General features: G+C 38.0%; 15 protein-coding genes and 1 riboswitch. Of the genes, 13 read left to right on the top strand and 2 right to left on the bottom strand.

The window, feature by feature from the left end; genetic code table 11:
* Nucleotides 1-17: 17 nt before the first annotated feature.
* From ACH6EI_RS02685 to ACH6EI_RS02695, 3 genes are all read left to right on the top strand, one after another.
* Complete coding sequence (locus ACH6EI_RS02685; RefSeq protein WP_013059051.1) at nucleotides 18-734, top strand: response regulator transcription factor; 717 nt, start codon at nucleotides 18-20, stop codon at nucleotides 732-734.
* On the top strand, nucleotides 734-2506 hold the full coding sequence (locus tag ACH6EI_RS02690) for an ATP-binding protein (RefSeq protein WP_033579740.1): 1773 nt from the start codon (nucleotides 734-736) through the stop codon (nucleotides 2504-2506). Before ACH6EI_RS02685 ends, ACH6EI_RS02690 begins: the two co-directional genes overlap by 1 nt.
* A gap of 171 nt (nucleotides 2507-2677) precedes the next feature.
* On the top strand, nucleotides 2678-3367 hold the full coding sequence (locus ACH6EI_RS02695; protein WP_028411532.1) for a peptidoglycan DD-metalloendopeptidase family protein: 690 nt from the start codon (nucleotides 2678-2680) through the stop codon (nucleotides 3365-3367).
* A 31-nt stretch (nucleotides 3368-3398) separates the two neighbouring features.
* Here the strand turns inward: ACH6EI_RS02695 and serA are convergent, their stop codons facing one another.
* Nucleotides 3399-4973 carry a phosphoglycerate dehydrogenase gene (serA, locus tag ACH6EI_RS02700; RefSeq protein ID WP_028411531.1) on the bottom strand — a complete coding sequence of 525 codons (1575 nt, stop codon included), beginning with the start codon at nucleotides 4971-4973 and terminating at the stop codon, nucleotides 3399-3401.
* A 299-nt stretch (nucleotides 4974-5272) separates the two neighbouring features.
* Nucleotides 5273-5416: riboswitch (FMN riboswitch) on the top strand.
* 154 nt (nucleotides 5417-5570) lie between these two features.
* Between serA and ACH6EI_RS02705 the strand changes: the two genes are divergently transcribed.
* Nucleotides 5571-6146, top strand: coding sequence for an ECF transporter S component (locus ACH6EI_RS02705; protein ID WP_028411530.1), 576 nt, complete (start codon nucleotides 5571-5573; stop codon nucleotides 6144-6146).
* A gap of 81 nt (nucleotides 6147-6227) precedes the next feature.
* On the opposite strand, the gene ACH6EI_RS02710 is transcribed toward ACH6EI_RS02705, so the two are convergent.
* A complete protein-coding gene (locus tag ACH6EI_RS02710) occupies nucleotides 6228-6476 on the bottom strand; it encodes a ferredoxin (RefSeq protein WP_013059046.1) in 249 nt (82 codons plus the stop codon).
* A gap of 257 nt (nucleotides 6477-6733) precedes the next feature.
* Between ACH6EI_RS02710 and ACH6EI_RS02715 the strand changes: the two genes are divergently transcribed.
* From ACH6EI_RS02715 to ACH6EI_RS02755, 9 genes are all read left to right on the top strand, one after another.
* On the top strand, nucleotides 6734-7783 hold the full coding sequence (locus tag ACH6EI_RS02715; protein ID WP_028411529.1) for a YpbB family protein: 1050 nt from the start codon (nucleotides 6734-6736) through the stop codon (nucleotides 7781-7783).
* Between the two features lie 23 nt (nucleotides 7784-7806).
* Nucleotides 7807-9324 (top strand): RecQ family ATP-dependent DNA helicase, encoded by a 1518-nt coding sequence (locus ACH6EI_RS02720; RefSeq protein WP_028411528.1) that lies wholly within the window; start codon nucleotides 7807-7809, stop codon nucleotides 9322-9324.
* Nucleotides 9324-9929, top strand: coding sequence for a CPBP family intramembrane glutamic endopeptidase (locus ACH6EI_RS02725; protein WP_047749868.1), 606 nt, complete (start codon nucleotides 9324-9326; stop codon nucleotides 9927-9929). The genes ACH6EI_RS02720 and ACH6EI_RS02725 overlap by 1 nt, the downstream gene beginning before the upstream one ends.
* Nucleotides 9930-10017: 88 nt before the next feature.
* Nucleotides 10018-10473: a DUF2663 family protein gene (locus ACH6EI_RS02730; RefSeq protein WP_047749869.1), complete on the top strand. Its 456-nt coding sequence runs from the start codon at nucleotides 10018-10020 to the stop codon at nucleotides 10471-10473.
* Nucleotides 10474-10527: 54 nt separating this feature from the next.
* On the top strand, nucleotides 10528-10902 hold the full coding sequence (locus ACH6EI_RS02735; RefSeq protein WP_099331266.1) for a hypothetical protein: 375 nt from the start codon (nucleotides 10528-10530) through the stop codon (nucleotides 10900-10902).
* A gap of 20 nt (nucleotides 10903-10922) precedes the next feature.
* Complete coding sequence (locus ACH6EI_RS02740) at nucleotides 10923-11690, top strand: metallophosphoesterase (protein ID WP_099331265.1); 768 nt, start codon at nucleotides 10923-10925, stop codon at nucleotides 11688-11690.
* A 107-nt stretch (nucleotides 11691-11797) separates the two neighbouring features.
* The gene (locus ACH6EI_RS02745) at nucleotides 11798-12709 is read left to right on the top strand and encodes a MerR family transcriptional regulator (RefSeq protein WP_028411523.1); all 912 of its coding nucleotides are present in this window, start codon (nucleotides 11798-11800) and stop codon (nucleotides 12707-12709) included.
* Between the two features lie 127 nt (nucleotides 12710-12836).
* Nucleotides 12837-13439 carry a genetic competence negative regulator gene (locus tag ACH6EI_RS02750; RefSeq protein ID WP_025750420.1) on the top strand — a complete coding sequence of 201 codons (603 nt, stop codon included), beginning with the start codon at nucleotides 12837-12839 and terminating at the stop codon, nucleotides 13437-13439.
* 357 nt (nucleotides 13440-13796) lie between these two features.
* On the top strand, nucleotides 13797-15062 hold the full coding sequence (locus ACH6EI_RS02755; protein ID WP_370506064.1) for a Glu/Leu/Phe/Val family dehydrogenase: 1266 nt from the start codon (nucleotides 13797-13799) through the stop codon (nucleotides 15060-15062).
* Nucleotides 15063-15125: the final 63 nt, after the last annotated feature.

Consider the following 15125-nt stretch of genomic DNA (forward strand, 5'->3'; position numbering starts at 1 on the left):
TAGGAGGTTGAAAATACATGCAAAACGAACAAAGATTACTGCTAGTAGACGATGAAGATCGCATTAGACGATTGTTAAAAATGTACTTAGAAAAAGAAGGATACATCATTGAAGAAGCAGCCGACGGGCATGAAGCAATCGAAAAAGCGTTACACATAGATTATGATTTGATTGTATTAGATTTAATGATGCCTGGCATAGACGGTATTGAGGTCTGTAAACAAATTCGCGAGAAAAAAGCAACTCCTATTATCATGCTTACAGCTAAAGGTGAAGAAGTAAACAGAGTCCAAGGGTTTGAAGTAGGTACAGATGATTACATCGTTAAGCCGTTTAGCCCAAGAGAAGTGGTTCTTCGCGTAAAAGCACTGCTTCGACGTTCTTCTCAAGCAACGTTTATTCAGCCAGAAACGAGCGTGAAAAACCTTATTGTCTTTGATCACTTAACGATTGATAATGATGCACATCGCGTTACAGCAGACGGAAAAGAAGTTAATTTAACTCCAAAAGAATATGAATTATTATGCTACCTTGCAAAAACGCCAGATAAAGTATACGACAGAGAGCAGCTGCTGCGTGAAGTGTGGCATTATGATTTCTTTGGAGATCTTCGTACGGTAGATACGCACGTCAAGCGTTTGCGTGAAAAGTTAAATCGCGTATCGTCACAAGCGGCGAAAATGATCGTAACCGTTTGGGGAGTAGGGTATAAATTTGAGGTTGAAAATAACTGATGTTTTGGAGAAGTGTAGTTGGTAAACTATGGTTTACTATCCTATTGCTCGTTACGCTTGTTTTATTTATTTTGACCATTTTACTGCTTCAGTTTTTTGAAAATTATCATGTTGTAGACGCAGAAAACCGTTTAACTAAAACGGCTGCTAAAATCTCTACCATTGTGCAGGAAACAGAGGATGAAAAGCTAGGACTATCCATTGCTCGTGAACTTGCAGATCAAGCAAGTGTAGTTATTGTTCAAGATAAAGATTTCTATTGGCATTCCACACATCCTGATAAAGAAAATAAGAAAGCTATTTCGGCCATTGTTAAACAAAACGATCAGCTAAATCAAGTGGTTGAAAAAGGTAAAGTAATACGGGAAAAAATGTACATGACCACAAAGAAAGACACGAGTGATGAGCCTTTAATGTTTGTTGTCGGTGTACCTTTAATGAAAGATAATAAACCGACAGGCGGCGTTTATCTGTATCAATCTCTTTCTGAAATTGAAGAGCCCGCTCAATATACGACTAAGTTCATTTTATTGGCTGCAGGTATTGCTATTATTTTAACTACTATCTTTGCTTTTTTCTTATCTACTCGAATTACAGCACCTCTTAGAAAAATGAGGCAGGCGGCATTTGAAGTAACAAAAGGGAACTTTGATACAAAAGTACCTATTTTAACTCACGATGAAATTGGAGAGTTAGCGATTGCTTTTAATCAAATGGGCAGGCAGTTAAAGTTTAATCTCAATGCGCTCAATCAGGAAAAAGAACAGCTTTCAAGTATTTTAAGCAGTATGGCAGACGGTGTTATTACGTTTAGTAGAGACGGATCGATTTTAATTACCAATCCCCCAGCGGAGCATTTTCTTCAGACTTGGTATTACGAGCAGGATGTGAACAACCAGCAGGTGCCTGAGCTTCCAGCAAACGTCGTGCATTTGTTTCAAACGGTAGTAGAGACTGAAACGGAGCGAAGTGCAGAGTTGAAAATTCAAGGGAAAACGTGGGTCATTTTAATGTCACCGCTCTATAATCAAACGAAAATCCGCGGTGCTGTAGCTGTACTGCGAGACATGTCTGAAGAGCGTAAACTTGATAAATCGAGAAAAGATTTTATTGCAAACGTGTCTCATGAATTGCGTACACCTATTTCTATGCTTCAAGGTTATAGTGAAGCTATTATTGACGATATTGCAAGTACGGATGAAGAAAAGAAAGAAATTGCACAGGTGATTTATGATGAATCACTCCGTATGGGCCGGCTTGTAAATGAACTTTTAGATTTAGCGCGAATGGAAGCGGGACATGTGCAGCTTCACTTAGAATCTGTAGCAATGGTTGAATTTACAGAACGTGTTTTGCGCAAGTTTCAAGGGTTAGCTAAAGAAAAACATATTAAACTGTCTCTTAATGGAAAAATAGAAGATGAATTTGAAGCGATGATTGATTCAGACCGTATGGAACAAGTGCTGACAAACTTAATTGATAATGCCATTCGTCATACGGATGACTACGGAGAAGTAAAGCTGCATCTTGATAAAAGTCAATCCGAAATCCATCTTTCTGTTCAAGATACGGGAGCAGGGATTCCAAAAGAAGATCTTCCGTTTGTATTCGAGCGATTTTATAAAGCTGATAAAGCCAGAACGAGAGGAAAGTCAGGAACTGGTCTTGGGCTTGCGATCGCTAAAAATATCGTGGAGGCACACCAAGGGATTATTGCGGTTGAAAGTGAATTAAATGAAGGAACAACTTTCTTTATCAAACTGCCAAAGTAAACACATGCTAAATAACAGTTTGTCTTCGGCTGAAATATTAAGAATAGCAAAGAGATGTGATTCATTGGAGAATCACATCTCTTTATTTTTTCTATAAACAAGTCTAAAAGAGAAGGAATTGGCATATAGTATGTTTTGTGTGCAATGATCTACATAGGAGGTTCTTTCTTCATGATTGACGTGTTAAGAAGAATATTGGTTGTATTAGTGATGGGATTGTGTATAGGTCTTTTATTTTTGGGCGGGCAAATGGTAAAGGCAGAAGAGAAGCAGTGGGAGTGGCCGGTTGAAGGAGTCTTAACTGATATATTTGGTTCTCGTCACGCCAAACACTTTGGAATCGATATAGCAGCACCTGTTGGTACACAGGTGTATGCTGTTGCAAAAGGAGTGGTGAGCCGCTCTTATTATTCAAATACATACGGGCAAGTTGTTTTTATCAAACAAACGAATGGATACGAAACGGTCTATGCTCATCTAGAGAAACGACTTGTTGCAGAAGGGAATTCTGTAGCCGCAGGTCAAAACATTGGATGGGTTGGCAATACAGGACGATCTTCAGGTGCACATTTGCATTTTGAAGTTCATCAAGGAAGTTGGAATCCGGATAAAACCAATGCGGTAAACCCACTCGCCAAATTGGACAAGCAAAAACTATCGGCATACGTAAAAAACGATTTAGCTGCCACGGTTTTTCAGCAGTTACATCAGGCTTCTGATAACTGTATTCTTATCCATCAAGGAGATACATTATCTGAACTTGCGGCCAAATATGAAGTCGATGTGGAGCAGCTAAGAAAGTGGAATCATTTAGAGAACACCGCTTTAAATGCAGGACAAGTGTTAAAAATAAGTCCATAAAAAAAGAGCCGTTAAGGCTCTTTTTTCAATGTCACAACTCAATGCGCTGTATGGTCACGATTTCGCTTGTTTGTTTTAATGAAGTGATGACAGAATCATCTAAAAGTTTATCAAACGTGAGCATCATAATGGCTTCTCCGCCTTTTTGCTTACGTCCCACTTGCATGGTAGCAATGTTAATACGTAAATCTCCAAGTACTTTCCCTACATTTCCAATAACTCCGGGCTGATCACTGTGACGGATATAAAGAAGATGTCCTTCTGGATAAAAATCAATATCAAACGAATCAATATTAACAATTCGAGGTCCATATCCTGCTATATAAGTGCCCGTAATGGTAAATGTACGCTGTTCGCCTGTTACTGTAACGTCAATTATATTAGAATATCCTTGCGTATCTTCCGATGTTTTTTCACCAAATGTAATTCCTCGTTCTTTGGCAATCATAGAAGCATTGACTTCGTTAACAGGTGAGTCAATACGATGGGTTAAAAAGCCTGATAACAAGCTCCGTGTAATATAAGTGGTTTCTAAATCCGTCACTGTACCTCCGTAGGAGATCGAGATATGCTGAACGGGTTCTCGCATGCATTGAGATAAAATAGCTCCCATTTGTTTAGTAAGGCTCGTAAACGGCTGAATTTTTTCAAAAACTTCTTTAGAAAGCGTTGGTAAATTAATGGATGAACTTACAGGATTACCTTCTAGAAAACGCAGAACGTCATGTGCCACGTCTTCAGCAACGTTAAGCTGGGCTTCTTTTGTAGAAGCTCCTAAATGGGGAGTTGTAATAACTTGATCAAAATGTAACAAAGGGTTATCAATCGGCGGTTCAACTTCAAATACGTCAATAGCTGCACCTTGAACATGGCCAATTTCTAAATAATGAACTAAGGCTTTTTCATCAATGATCCCGCCGCGTGCGCAGTTTAATAAAAATACACCCTTCTTTGTTTTGGCTAATGTTTCATGATTGAGCAATCCCTTGGTTTCTTTCGTAAGCGGAGTGTGTACGGTAATTACATCCGCTGCTGCTAGTAATTCATCCAGGGATAATAGTTCTACGCCTAGCTTTTCAGCTCGGGAAGAGGTTAAAAAAGGATCGTAAACGTGAACGCTCATATTGAAGGCTTTTGCGCGTTTAGCAAGCTCTGAGCCAATTCTTCCAAATCCGATAATGCCCAGGTGTTTGCGATTAAGCTCTGTTCCAACAAATGCTGAGCGGTTCCATTCGCGCGCTTTGACTGAAGCATTTCCTTGGGGGATATGCCGAAACAAGCTAGCCATCATAGCAAATGTATGTTCCGCCGTTGAAATGGTATTTCCGTTCGGCGCGTTAATAACGACAACCCCTCGTTTGGTTGAGGCTTCAATATCAATATTATCGACACCTACTCCAGCGCGAGCAACAATTTTTAAATTCGGCATTTTTGCCAGCAAATCCTCTGTAACCGTCGTAGCACTCCGTACTAAAAGCGCATCGTACGTATGCAAATCATTCTCAACTTCTTCAACTTTTTTTCGCGTAAGATTCACATGAGGAGCTTCAAGTAGTGGAGCAAGACCTTCATTGCTAATTGAATCAGCTACTAATACGTTATACATGACGTGAACATCTCCCTTGGATTTTACTATCATCAAATATTTGATAATTTACCATGTTAAAAAAATTCTGTCAATTATATTTTTTAAACTTTACAATTAGTTATCAAATACACAATTGTAAACGTAAAATTGAAACTATAAATATGTCATAATGCTGTTGGTTATGCACTTATTTCCTTATTTTACATATAAAACAGTAATGAAGTTTATAAAAGACATCAATTTAATAGGAATTAAAAAAACTTCTTTATTTACTTTTAATTCGAGATAACATATAATAAATTCATAATTAAATATTGATCTATCTTCGGGGCAGGGTGAAATTCCCGACCGGCGGTAAAAAAACAAATTGTTTTGAGCCCGCGAGCTTATATGTAATACATACGAGCAGATTTGGTGAAATTCCAAAGCCGACAGTACAGTCTGGATGGGAGAAGGTGGAGGTTCAGCGTTCAAAACCTAATGTGATGAACGTTTATTAAATATGCCTGCCATGTCTCCTCTCAACGAATCATTTGTTGGGAGGTTTTTGCGTGGGGATATGAAGTTGAACCTTTCTTCTTTGAAGAGTGGATCACAAAGAAGGAGAGAGGCAAGATGCAACAAAGTAAGAAAACTCAAAAGCTGGTTATACTAGGAATGTTAAGCAGTATTGCTTACATTTTAATGATGATTAATTTTCCGATTCCTGGATTACCTCCGTTTTTAACAATTGATTTTAGCGAAATTCCTGCACTCGTAGCAGCACTTGTATTTGGACCTATGGCTGCTGTTATAGTAGAAGGAATAAAAAATTTATTGAATTATTTAATTCAAGGAAGTGCTACAGGGGTTCCGGTTGGTCAAGTGGCGAACTTTGTAGCTGGTTTACTGTTCGTTCTTCCTGTATCATATATGTTCCGTCGATTTAAAACAGCTAAAGGCGTAACGATAGGTTTGGTTACGGGTACGGTTGTAATGACGGTACTCATGGCTGTCTTAAATTATTATGTCTTTTTACCGGCGTATACAATCTTCTTACAATCGCCAGAAATGTCTAGTGAACAAGCGCGTCAATATATCGTTGCAGGTATTTTGCCGTTTAACTTAATAAAAGGAGCAGCAACAGGGGTTATTTTTGTCTTATTGTTTTCAAAAATGAAGCAATGGATCACGCGCCGCGTTGCTGTTTAATTCAATCGCTCTCCCGGGGAGAGCGATTTTTATATAAAAAAAAACCTGCAGCATGTACTATACTACAGGTTTGTTCAATACTTATTCGAATTTATTAGCATCGCCTTCGAATTTTTCATCCGCTACGCGAATTGAATCCGTAGGGCAGCCTTCCATTGCATCCATCATATCATCTTCTAGATCTTCTGGAATTTCTACTACACCTTGGTTATCATCTAATGTTACGAATGCAATACCTTCATCATCATAATCATAAATGTCTGGTGCTGCTGCTCCGCAAGCGCCGCATGCGATGCAAGTATCTTTATCAACAATTGTATATTTTGGCATAACAAGACCTCCTGTAAAGTGTTCGAAAATTTCTTATTATATAATCTCTTCGCGAATCAAGAGTGAAATTTCTCCTTATTCATTGTAAAATGATTTATAAAACTTTTCAATAGAAAAGTCACTGAGAATGCTTATCAAATCAAGGTTTCTTCACTTATCCAAACGTTTTGATACATAAAGGAAAGAGCTAAAAAGCCTTTATCTCACATGCTATTGGTCACTTTTGGTACAATGAATGAGAAAGGAAGTTGACACCTTTGAATTATATTCAAGTTAGCATTTTATTTTGTATAAAACAGTTAAAAGGTGAGCGAACCGCCTATGGTATTTATCATTTATTAACAGGTAAAAAGTCAGCGCAAACAATTCAAGACGGAAAAATTTTTGGAATCTCTTTTCTTTTTCAGTCATTTCTTTACTTAGATAAACGGTCTTTTGAAACCTGCGTTGCATATTTAAAAGAACAGCAGTATATCGAAGAAACTGAAAATCAAAAGTATGTGATGACAGATAAGGGACGAACACGCCTTGAAGATGAACTGACGGCTCGGCCCTTTCATCCAGCTTTAGACGGATGGAAATTCGCAAGCAGTACTCAATTATTTTTAGCAAGAATCACTTTGTTCATTCAGACCTTATCCAACCTACAGTATTTTCAAAAAGGGTTTTTACCCATTTCCAAAAATCCTGAGGTCATTCAATGGGTCAAAACGTATATTATGTCTCAAAAGCAAACGCGTCAAGAGTTAGCCGCCGAGCTATTCAAAGAGCTCCGAACGTGCTTGAAAGATTGTACGGAACGGGATGCGTCTCTTTTTGTTTTGCAACTGACTGGATACGAAAGAGTAGGCTTTACAAAAAATCAGTTAGCATATCAATATGAACTCGATGAGCATTATGTGCATATTCAACTTTTAGGGGTTATTCATCATATCATTGAAAAAGTGAGTCAAAATAATGAAAGCTTTCATGTACTTTCTTCTTTTTTGCATGATCTATATTTAGAATTGCCTTTGACAAGCTCGACGTTAAAAACGTATAGCTGGCTTCAAAAAGGAAAGACGCTTGAAGAAATTGCTTATATAAGGCGTTTAAAAGAAAGTACAATTGAAGATCATATTGCAGAATTAGCTCTGTTTGTTCCATCTTTTTCAATCGATGCATACGTATCGCCTAAGCAGCAGGAAGAAATTATCTCGGCTTTTGAAAGTTTGCGTACAAATAAATTAAAGGCGATAAAGGAAGAAGTAAAAGACGACGTTACCTATTTTCAGATTCGTCTCGTATTAGCAAAACATTTTACCTGATACTAAAAAAAGTGGTGTTTGATGTGAAGATAGAACAACTTCTACAGAAACAATTTGGCTATAGCCAATTTCGACTAGGACAAAAAGAGATTATTCAAGATATTTTAACAGGTCATAATGTGTTAGCGGTTCTTCCTACAGGAACAGGGAAATCATTGTGCTATCAGCTCCCCGCTTATGTGTTGAACCGACCGGTGCTGATTGTATCTCCTTTAATTTCACTGATGGAAGATCAAGTTCAACAACTAAAGGCAAGTGGAGAAAAGAGAGTTATTGCCTTAAATAGTTTCCTACAACAAGAAGAAAAAAGACGGGCGCTAAAAGATTTAGCTTTTTATCGTTTTATTTATGCATCTCCTGAAATTTTGCAAAACGCTGTTGTGGTAGAAGCATTAAAACAGGCAAAGGTAGGCCTTTTCGTTGTGGACGAGGCGCACTGTATTTCTCAGTGGGGACATGATTTCCGTTTGGATTATCTTCAGTTAGGAGATATATGGAAGGAACTTGGCAGTCCGCTATGTCTGGCACTAACAGGAACTGCGACCAGGGAAGTAGTGGAAGATATTAAGCGCTACTTATCGCTGCCTGCTGTCAACGAGCACATCTATTCCATGAATCGAAGTAATATTGCGATGAAAGTTGATTTTGTTGCAAGTATTGAAGAGAAAAAAGAGAAGTTGCTGATGTACGTTAGTGAACTGCAAAGTCCAGGAATTATCTATTGTTCCAGCCGATCTTGGACAGAAGCATTAACACAGCTTCTAAAGGAAAATGGGATACAGCGAGTGCAGTATTACCATGGGGGAATGGAACCGAATGAAAGAATGCTTGTTCAACAGCAATTTTTAGAAAATCAGCTGGATATCATTTGCTGCACAAGTGCATTTGGAATGGGGGTTAATAAATCGAATGTTCGCTTTGTTATTCATTTTCATACACCTACGCAGCTAGAAGCATACGTACAGGAAATTGGAAGAAGTGGACGCGATCAGCAAAACAGTATTGCGATTTTGCTTTATGCTGAAGGAGACGATGATTTTGCTCATTCTTTACTTGAAATTGAGCTTCCTTCTTCAGATATCATCTTATACTGCCTGTCGTATTTACGAAATCATGATCAGGCCATTCCTTTAAAACAAGTAGAGTCTCATTTTCTTTATACAGTGGGTATTCAAGAAACACATTGGAGATTTATTCGTTATTATTTGTACAGAGAAAATGTAGTGGAAAATGAACATGTTGAACCTAGGAAAATCCCTGAATCGCTGCATGAAACGATTGTTGCAGCTGTAAATAAACGTCTTCGAAACAAACATGACAAGTATCGTGCGATGAAGGAGTTTATTGAGGCAAAAGAATGCCGTCGTCAGGTGCTGCTTGGCTATTTCAATGAGCTCGGAAAATCAGAGCTTCAGAATTGTTGCGATTGCTGCGGATTGGATTTAGAAGCCTATAAAAAAACAAATGGTGAGCAAGAGCAATGGACATTTCAAGGCTGGGAATTAGAATTAGCTCGTTTGCTTCGTCAAGGAGAGATATAATGGCAAAGTCACAGCAAGAGCTTATTTCATCCATGACGGATGCAGAGCTGGTTAAAAATTTATATGTAACGCAGCTGCTCATCTGCTTTATTGCTTTAGGCATCGGTTTTTTCACATTTGATTCGTGGCATTCCTTTTTACAGTTTTTTGAGCTGGATTGGGCGTCTATTTTATTGTACGGGGGAGGTACAGCTCTCTTGGTAGTAGGAGGAGATATGCTTCTAATGAAATGTGTACCCGAGCATTTATATGATGACGGAGGGATTAATGAACGTTTATTTGCTAATCGTTCCATTCCTCATCTAGCCCTTATTTGCCTAATCGTTGCATGTTCAGAAGAAATATTATTTCGAGGGGTTATACAAGTTCAGTTTGGCCTTTTTTGGGCGAGTATCGTATTTGCACTCGTTCACATTCGATATTTAAAAAAGTGGTTTCTTTTTATTTCGGTTGTGGTTTTAAGCTTTTTAATAGGGTTGCTGTTTTGGTGGACCGAAAATTTGTATGTCACGATTTTCACTCATTTTCTCATTGATTTTTTATTAGGCCTGCAGATACGAAAGTCAAAAGGGAAATCTGTACAGCCAGAAGAACTCATGCAGTAAAGGTTAAGGAAACAGCCATTATTTTCAGTGTTATCCACATAATCTTTTATATTCACTCATATGTTGTACTAGCATACGAGGGGGTGGAATGTTGGAAAACAAGTTAATAGACTTTGAAAGCGATGAAACACTTCAATATATATTAGCGAGCGTTATCAAAAGAAAAGAGACGGTTAATAAGCTGAAAGCTAAAGAGAAAAGATGGAAGCTTTTGTTTTTAGCCAGCTTAACGGCTGTTATTAGCTACTTTTTTTTCATATTTCAAAGCGGTTTTTTTACGACGTTTAGCGAATTTTTCTCATTTTTGTTAGGTAACATAGGGCATTTGATGTTTCTATTGCTTACCGTCTCCCTTTATTTTTATACTGTACAGCTGCAGAAAAAAAGCGAGAAAGCGGAAAAGACTTTTCAAGACTTGCGCTGTGAGATTATTAAAAGAAGCAAAGAGCTATGGGCGACGCCTGAAACATGGGAGAACCGAAAAGAAACGTTCCGCTGGATGCAGTCCACTTATGGAATTAATTTATATCATGAAAATAAATAGAATCGCATGAAAAAGCCTCTTTTTACATAGAAGTTTAGTGAAGGGGGTTTTTTTGTGAGAGATTGGTTTAACTTGCTGGCTGCGTGGTTATGCAGTTATTATATCAGCAGTTTAACGGCTGTAGGCTCAAAAGCTTCGTTAACCTATTTACTTATTCAAATGATTTTACATCCGTTAGATGTGTTTGGTATTATAATCTTATTTTTCACGGCTCTTTTTTGTCTGTCGGCGGCAGTTCGTAAAGTGTTTCTGCAAAGTCGGTTGTTTCTAAAAGGCTATAAGGTAAAATGGCATGAATATCTTGTTTCATGTCTATGTGTGATAGGAATTTTATCGTTAAGTACAGTTGCGCTCTATCAAGTAGTAGGTTTGTTAACAATTGCGACAATTTATGCCCTTTCTTCTTTAACAGAAACACACCGTGTATAAAATGAAAAGAAGGAGAATATATGGTTATTTCTTTAATTATTTTAGCGTTAGGCATAGGCCTGCTGATTTTTATGTTTTCGGAAGCCCATCGTACATATGTAGAAGAAAGAACGATTCATTTATCAGCATTTCCCGGAAATCAGCAGCCTTTACGCCTGTTTTTTATATCGGATGTACATAAGCGAACAGTTTCGTCGAAGCTGTTGGAAAAAATACCTGGTGAAGTAGATTTTGTGATCATAGGCGGTGACTTACTAGAAGGAGGAGTACCTTTATTGCGTGCTCGTCAAAATATTCAAAAGCTTAAAACGCTTGGACCGGTCTATTTTGTATGGGGAAATAATGATTACGAAGTAAGTCAAGTGCAATTGAAGCAGATGCTTAAGGATGAGGGAGTTATTACCCTTAAAAACGAGCATGTCTCTGCAGTTTCTAAACATGGTACTACATGCAATTTTGCGGGAGTAGATGATTTATCCGAAGGTGAGATGGATCTAAAGCGAGCTGTTTCTTCCATTGAACCTGACCAGCTTACCATTCTTCTAAGCCACAATCCTGATGTTATCTATTATGTAGATGAAGAATCAAAAGTAGATTTAATTTTGAGCGGACATACACACGGAGGACAGATACGCTTATTTAATTTTGGTATGTATGAATTAGGAGGGCTGAAAGAGAAAAGACAGATTCCTCTTTTTGTTAGTAATGGATATGGTACAACCTCCCTGCCTCTCCGTTTACAAGCTAGAGCACAAACGCATTATATCACTTTAAAAAGGAAAGAATAGCCTTGAACAAACTCTTTACATAGCATATACAAATTTTACACACAGGATAACTTATCCTATAATTCAATTAATAGAAACAGTTCACGAAGAGTAGTTGGAGGTTACGTATGGCTCACGAAGGGAAGTATAATATTAAAGCCATCTCAAATATGGTCGGGATCCAGCCGGGAACTTTGCGTGCATGGGAACGACGCTATCAAATTTTAAATCCTGTCCGCAACGAATCGGGGCATCGGTTATATACAGAGGAAGATTTGCGGAAATTAAAATGGCTCACGGAAAAAGTGAGCGGAGGTTTTACGATTAGTCAAGCGGTTTCGTTATTAGAAACGGAAAGTAGTACAGTAGGAGCGTTTGAAGAAGAAGGAGAAGTAGATTCCCCTCAAAAAATTAGGGATGAGCTGTTAACGATGCTTCTATCTTTTGAAGAAGGAAAAGCACAGGATTTAATTAATCATGCGTTTAGCCTGTATTCGGTAGAAAAAGTGGTTATTGATATTTTGGGTTCTCTACTCGTGACGGTTGGAGATATGTGGGAAAAAGGGCAAATCACAAGTGCTCATGAGCATTATACGACTCAAGTATTAAAAACGCGTATCAGCATGATTTTTTATTCGCTGCCTTCAAATGGCTTATTGCCTAAAGCGATTGCTGTATGTGGGCCTAATGAGACACATGAAGTTGGACTTCTAGTCTTTACGCTATTTTTACGCCGTAAAGGGTTTGAGGTTATTTATTTAGGAAGCAGCATTGAAGATAAAGATGTTGAGCTAATTGTTAAAGAAGTAGACCCAACGTTTTTATTTATGTCATGCACAATGATGGAAAATGCCGAGAAAACACTGAATTTGACGAACCAAATGATAAAGAAATTCCCGCATCTTAAAGTAGGATTAGGCGGTTATGTGTTTGATGGTTTAGATAGCAAAAGAAAAGGCGAGGCTCAGCCGTTTATTTTAGGAAATACAAAAGAAGAGTGGAACAGCTGGCTAACAAAAAAATTAGCAGAAATTGATTGAGAATAGCTTGTCTTTCCTTTCATAAACCTGTAAACTCGTAAGTAAACATCACGAACCGTTTTCCAAAAAATACATATACTGCATTATCGAACCATGTGGTTATGAGTGCAAGCGGGGAGGGACGCTAATGAGGCTTGAACGATTAAACTATAATAAGCTAAAAGTTTTTTTGACCTACGATGATTTAAAAGAAAGAGGGTTAACAAAAGAAGATCTATGGACAGATACATTCAAAGTAAAACAGCTCTTTCGTGAGATGATAGAGCAAGCTTCTCAAGAACTGAACTTTGAACCTACAAATTCTCTTTCGGTAGAAGTTTTTTCACTTCAAGCACAGGGAATGGTTGTATTTGTGACAAAGCAGTATGAAGAAGAAACCAGCTACGGTGAGTTCGATGAAGACGAGTTCGAGGACTTCATTGAAATGCAGGTCATGCTAGATGAAAGCGAAGACATGTTTTTTGAGTTTGATTCATTTGAAGATGTCATTCAGCTGACCAAGCGCATGTCAAACTTTTACGATACGGATAGCGTGCTCTATTCATTCGAAAAACGTTTTTACGTGCTGTTGGATTATCACATGCTGTCACCGGCTGAAGTTGGGAATATGATTGCGGTTTTGGCGGAGTATGGAAATCCCTCTACAATTACAAAGCACCGCGTAAATGAATATGGAAAAATATTAGTAGAAAAGAGAGCTCTGGAGTATATTAACTCTGTCTTTTCTTAACTGTTTAATTGAAATAATTACACCCGTGAAGGATAAAGCACTTTTATTAAAATAAGAGTGGCTGCACTTTCAGCTTGTACAAAGTTGTTGAAAGTGCTCTTTATCACCGGGTGTTTTTTATTTTTTTAAGACGATTAACGCATACTAGGAAAGAGGCAGACTTAAAACATTGTAGCATACCTTGTAAAGTTATTGGAAGCGTTTTCTTAGAAGAACACAAAAAATACTAAAAGTTCGATATTTTCCTTTGCAATGTAAAACTAAGGGTGTATACTATGTCATGAAAGAAGCACCATTCAATTAAAAACGAATAATTTTCGATACATTTTAGGAGGTTTACAGATGGTAGCCGACAAGATGCAAGACAGTAAAAATAGTCAAGAAGAGAAGCATGATGTTTTAAAATCTACACAAACAGTGATACATAAAGCGTTAGAAAAACTAGGCTATCCTGATGAAGTGTATGAACTATTAAAAGAGCCATTACGAATGATGACAGTAAAAATTCCTGTTCGTATGGATGACGGATCAGTTAAGATTTTTACAGGTCACCGAGCGCAGCATAACGATGCAGTTGGTCCTACGAAAGGTGGAATTCGTTTTCACCCAAACGTAACTGAAAAAGAAGTAAAAGCTCTATCTATATGGATGAGTTTAAAATGTGGAATCGTTGACCTTCCTTACGGTGGAGGAAAAGGTGGAATTGTTTGTGATCCTCGAAATATGTCTTTTGGAGAATTAGAGCGTTTAAGCCGCGGATATGTTCGTGCGATTAGCCAAATTGTTGGACCAACAAAGGATATTCCAGCGCCGGATGTGTTTACAAATTCACAAATTATGGCTTGGATGATGGATGAATACAGCCGGATTGATGAATTTAACTCGCCTGGCTTTATTACTGGAAAGCCCCTTGTCTTAGGTGGTTCGCACGGCCGTGAAACTGCGACTGCAAAAGGAGTAACTATTTGTATTCGTGAAGCAGCGAAAAAACGAGGCATTGAATTACAAGGTGCACGGGTAGTAGTACAAGGGTTTGGAAATGCAGGAAGCTTTTTAGCTAAGTTCATGCACGACGCTGGTGCTAAAATTGTAGGGATATCTGATGCATACGGAGCGCTGCATGATCCTAATGGTTTAGACATTGATTATTTATTAGATCGACGCGATAGCTTTGGTACAGTAACGAAATTATTCAATAATACTATCAGCAACAAAGAGCTGCTTGAACTTGACTGTGACATCCTAGTTCCAGCTGCGATTGAAAATCAAATTACAGAAGAAAATGCCCATAACATTCAAGCGAGTATTGTGGTGGAAGCAGCAAATGGACCAACAACTCTTGAAGCAACGCGCATCTTGTCAGAGAGAGGGATTTTATTAGTTCCAGACGTTTTGGCAAGTGCTGGCGGTGTAACAGTCTCTTATTTTGAATGGGTGCAAAATAACCAAGGTTATTATTGGACGGAAGAAGAAGTAGAAGAAAAGCTTGAAAAAGTAATGGTGAAATCATTTAATAACATCTACGAAACTTCTACAACTCGAAAAGTCGACATGCGTCTAGCTGCTTATATGATAGGCGTAAGAAAAATGGCAGAAGGCTCTCGCTTCAGAGGCTGGATTTAAAAACAGAACAGCAGAACAATTGCGTAAATAGAAAAAATCTCCTATCATTAATGAGGAGATTTT

The sequence above is a fragment of the Priestia sp. JSM ZJ58 genome (assembly GCF_044383985.1).
GTDB lineage: Bacteria > Bacillota > Bacilli > Bacillales > Bacillaceae_H > Priestia > Priestia zanthoxyli.

What these genes read in the sequence shown, in the direction of transcription:
- ACH6EI_RS02740 (WP_099331265.1), top strand. Translation starts at nt 10,923, where the DNA reads ATGGTTATTTCTTTAATTATTTTAGCGTTAGGCATAGGCCTGCTGATT.
- ACH6EI_RS02745 (WP_028411523.1), top strand. Translation starts at nt 11,798, where the DNA reads ATGGCTCACGAAGGGAAGTATAATATTAAAGCCATCTCAAATATGGTC.
- ACH6EI_RS02725 (WP_047749868.1), top strand. Translation starts at nt 9,324, where the DNA reads ATGGCAAAGTCACAGCAAGAGCTTATTTCATCCATGACGGATGCAGAG.
- ACH6EI_RS02690 (WP_033579740.1), top strand. Translation starts at nt 734, where the DNA reads ATGTTTTGGAGAAGTGTAGTTGGTAAACTATGGTTTACTATCCTATTG.
- ACH6EI_RS02685 (WP_013059051.1), top strand. Translation starts at nt 18, where the DNA reads ATGCAAAACGAACAAAGATTACTGCTAGTAGACGATGAAGATCGCATT.
- serA (WP_028411531.1), bottom strand. Translation starts at nt 4,973, where the DNA reads ATGTATAACGTATTAGTAGCTGATTCAATTAGCAATGAAGGTCTTGCT.
- ACH6EI_RS02755 (WP_370506064.1), top strand. Translation starts at nt 13,797, where the DNA reads ATGCAAGACAGTAAAAATAGTCAAGAAGAGAAGCATGATGTTTTAAAA.
- ACH6EI_RS02695 (WP_028411532.1), top strand. Translation starts at nt 2,678, where the DNA reads ATGATTGACGTGTTAAGAAGAATATTGGTTGTATTAGTGATGGGATTG.
- ACH6EI_RS02705 (WP_028411530.1), top strand. Translation starts at nt 5,571, where the DNA reads ATGCAACAAAGTAAGAAAACTCAAAAGCTGGTTATACTAGGAATGTTA.
- ACH6EI_RS02750 (WP_025750420.1), top strand. Translation starts at nt 12,837, where the DNA reads ATGAGGCTTGAACGATTAAACTATAATAAGCTAAAAGTTTTTTTGACC.
- ACH6EI_RS02710 (WP_013059046.1), bottom strand. Translation starts at nt 6,476, where the DNA reads ATGCCAAAATATACAATTGTTGATAAAGATACTTGCATCGCATGCGGC.
- ACH6EI_RS02730 (WP_047749869.1), top strand. Translation starts at nt 10,018, where the DNA reads ATGTTGGAAAACAAGTTAATAGACTTTGAAAGCGATGAAACACTTCAA.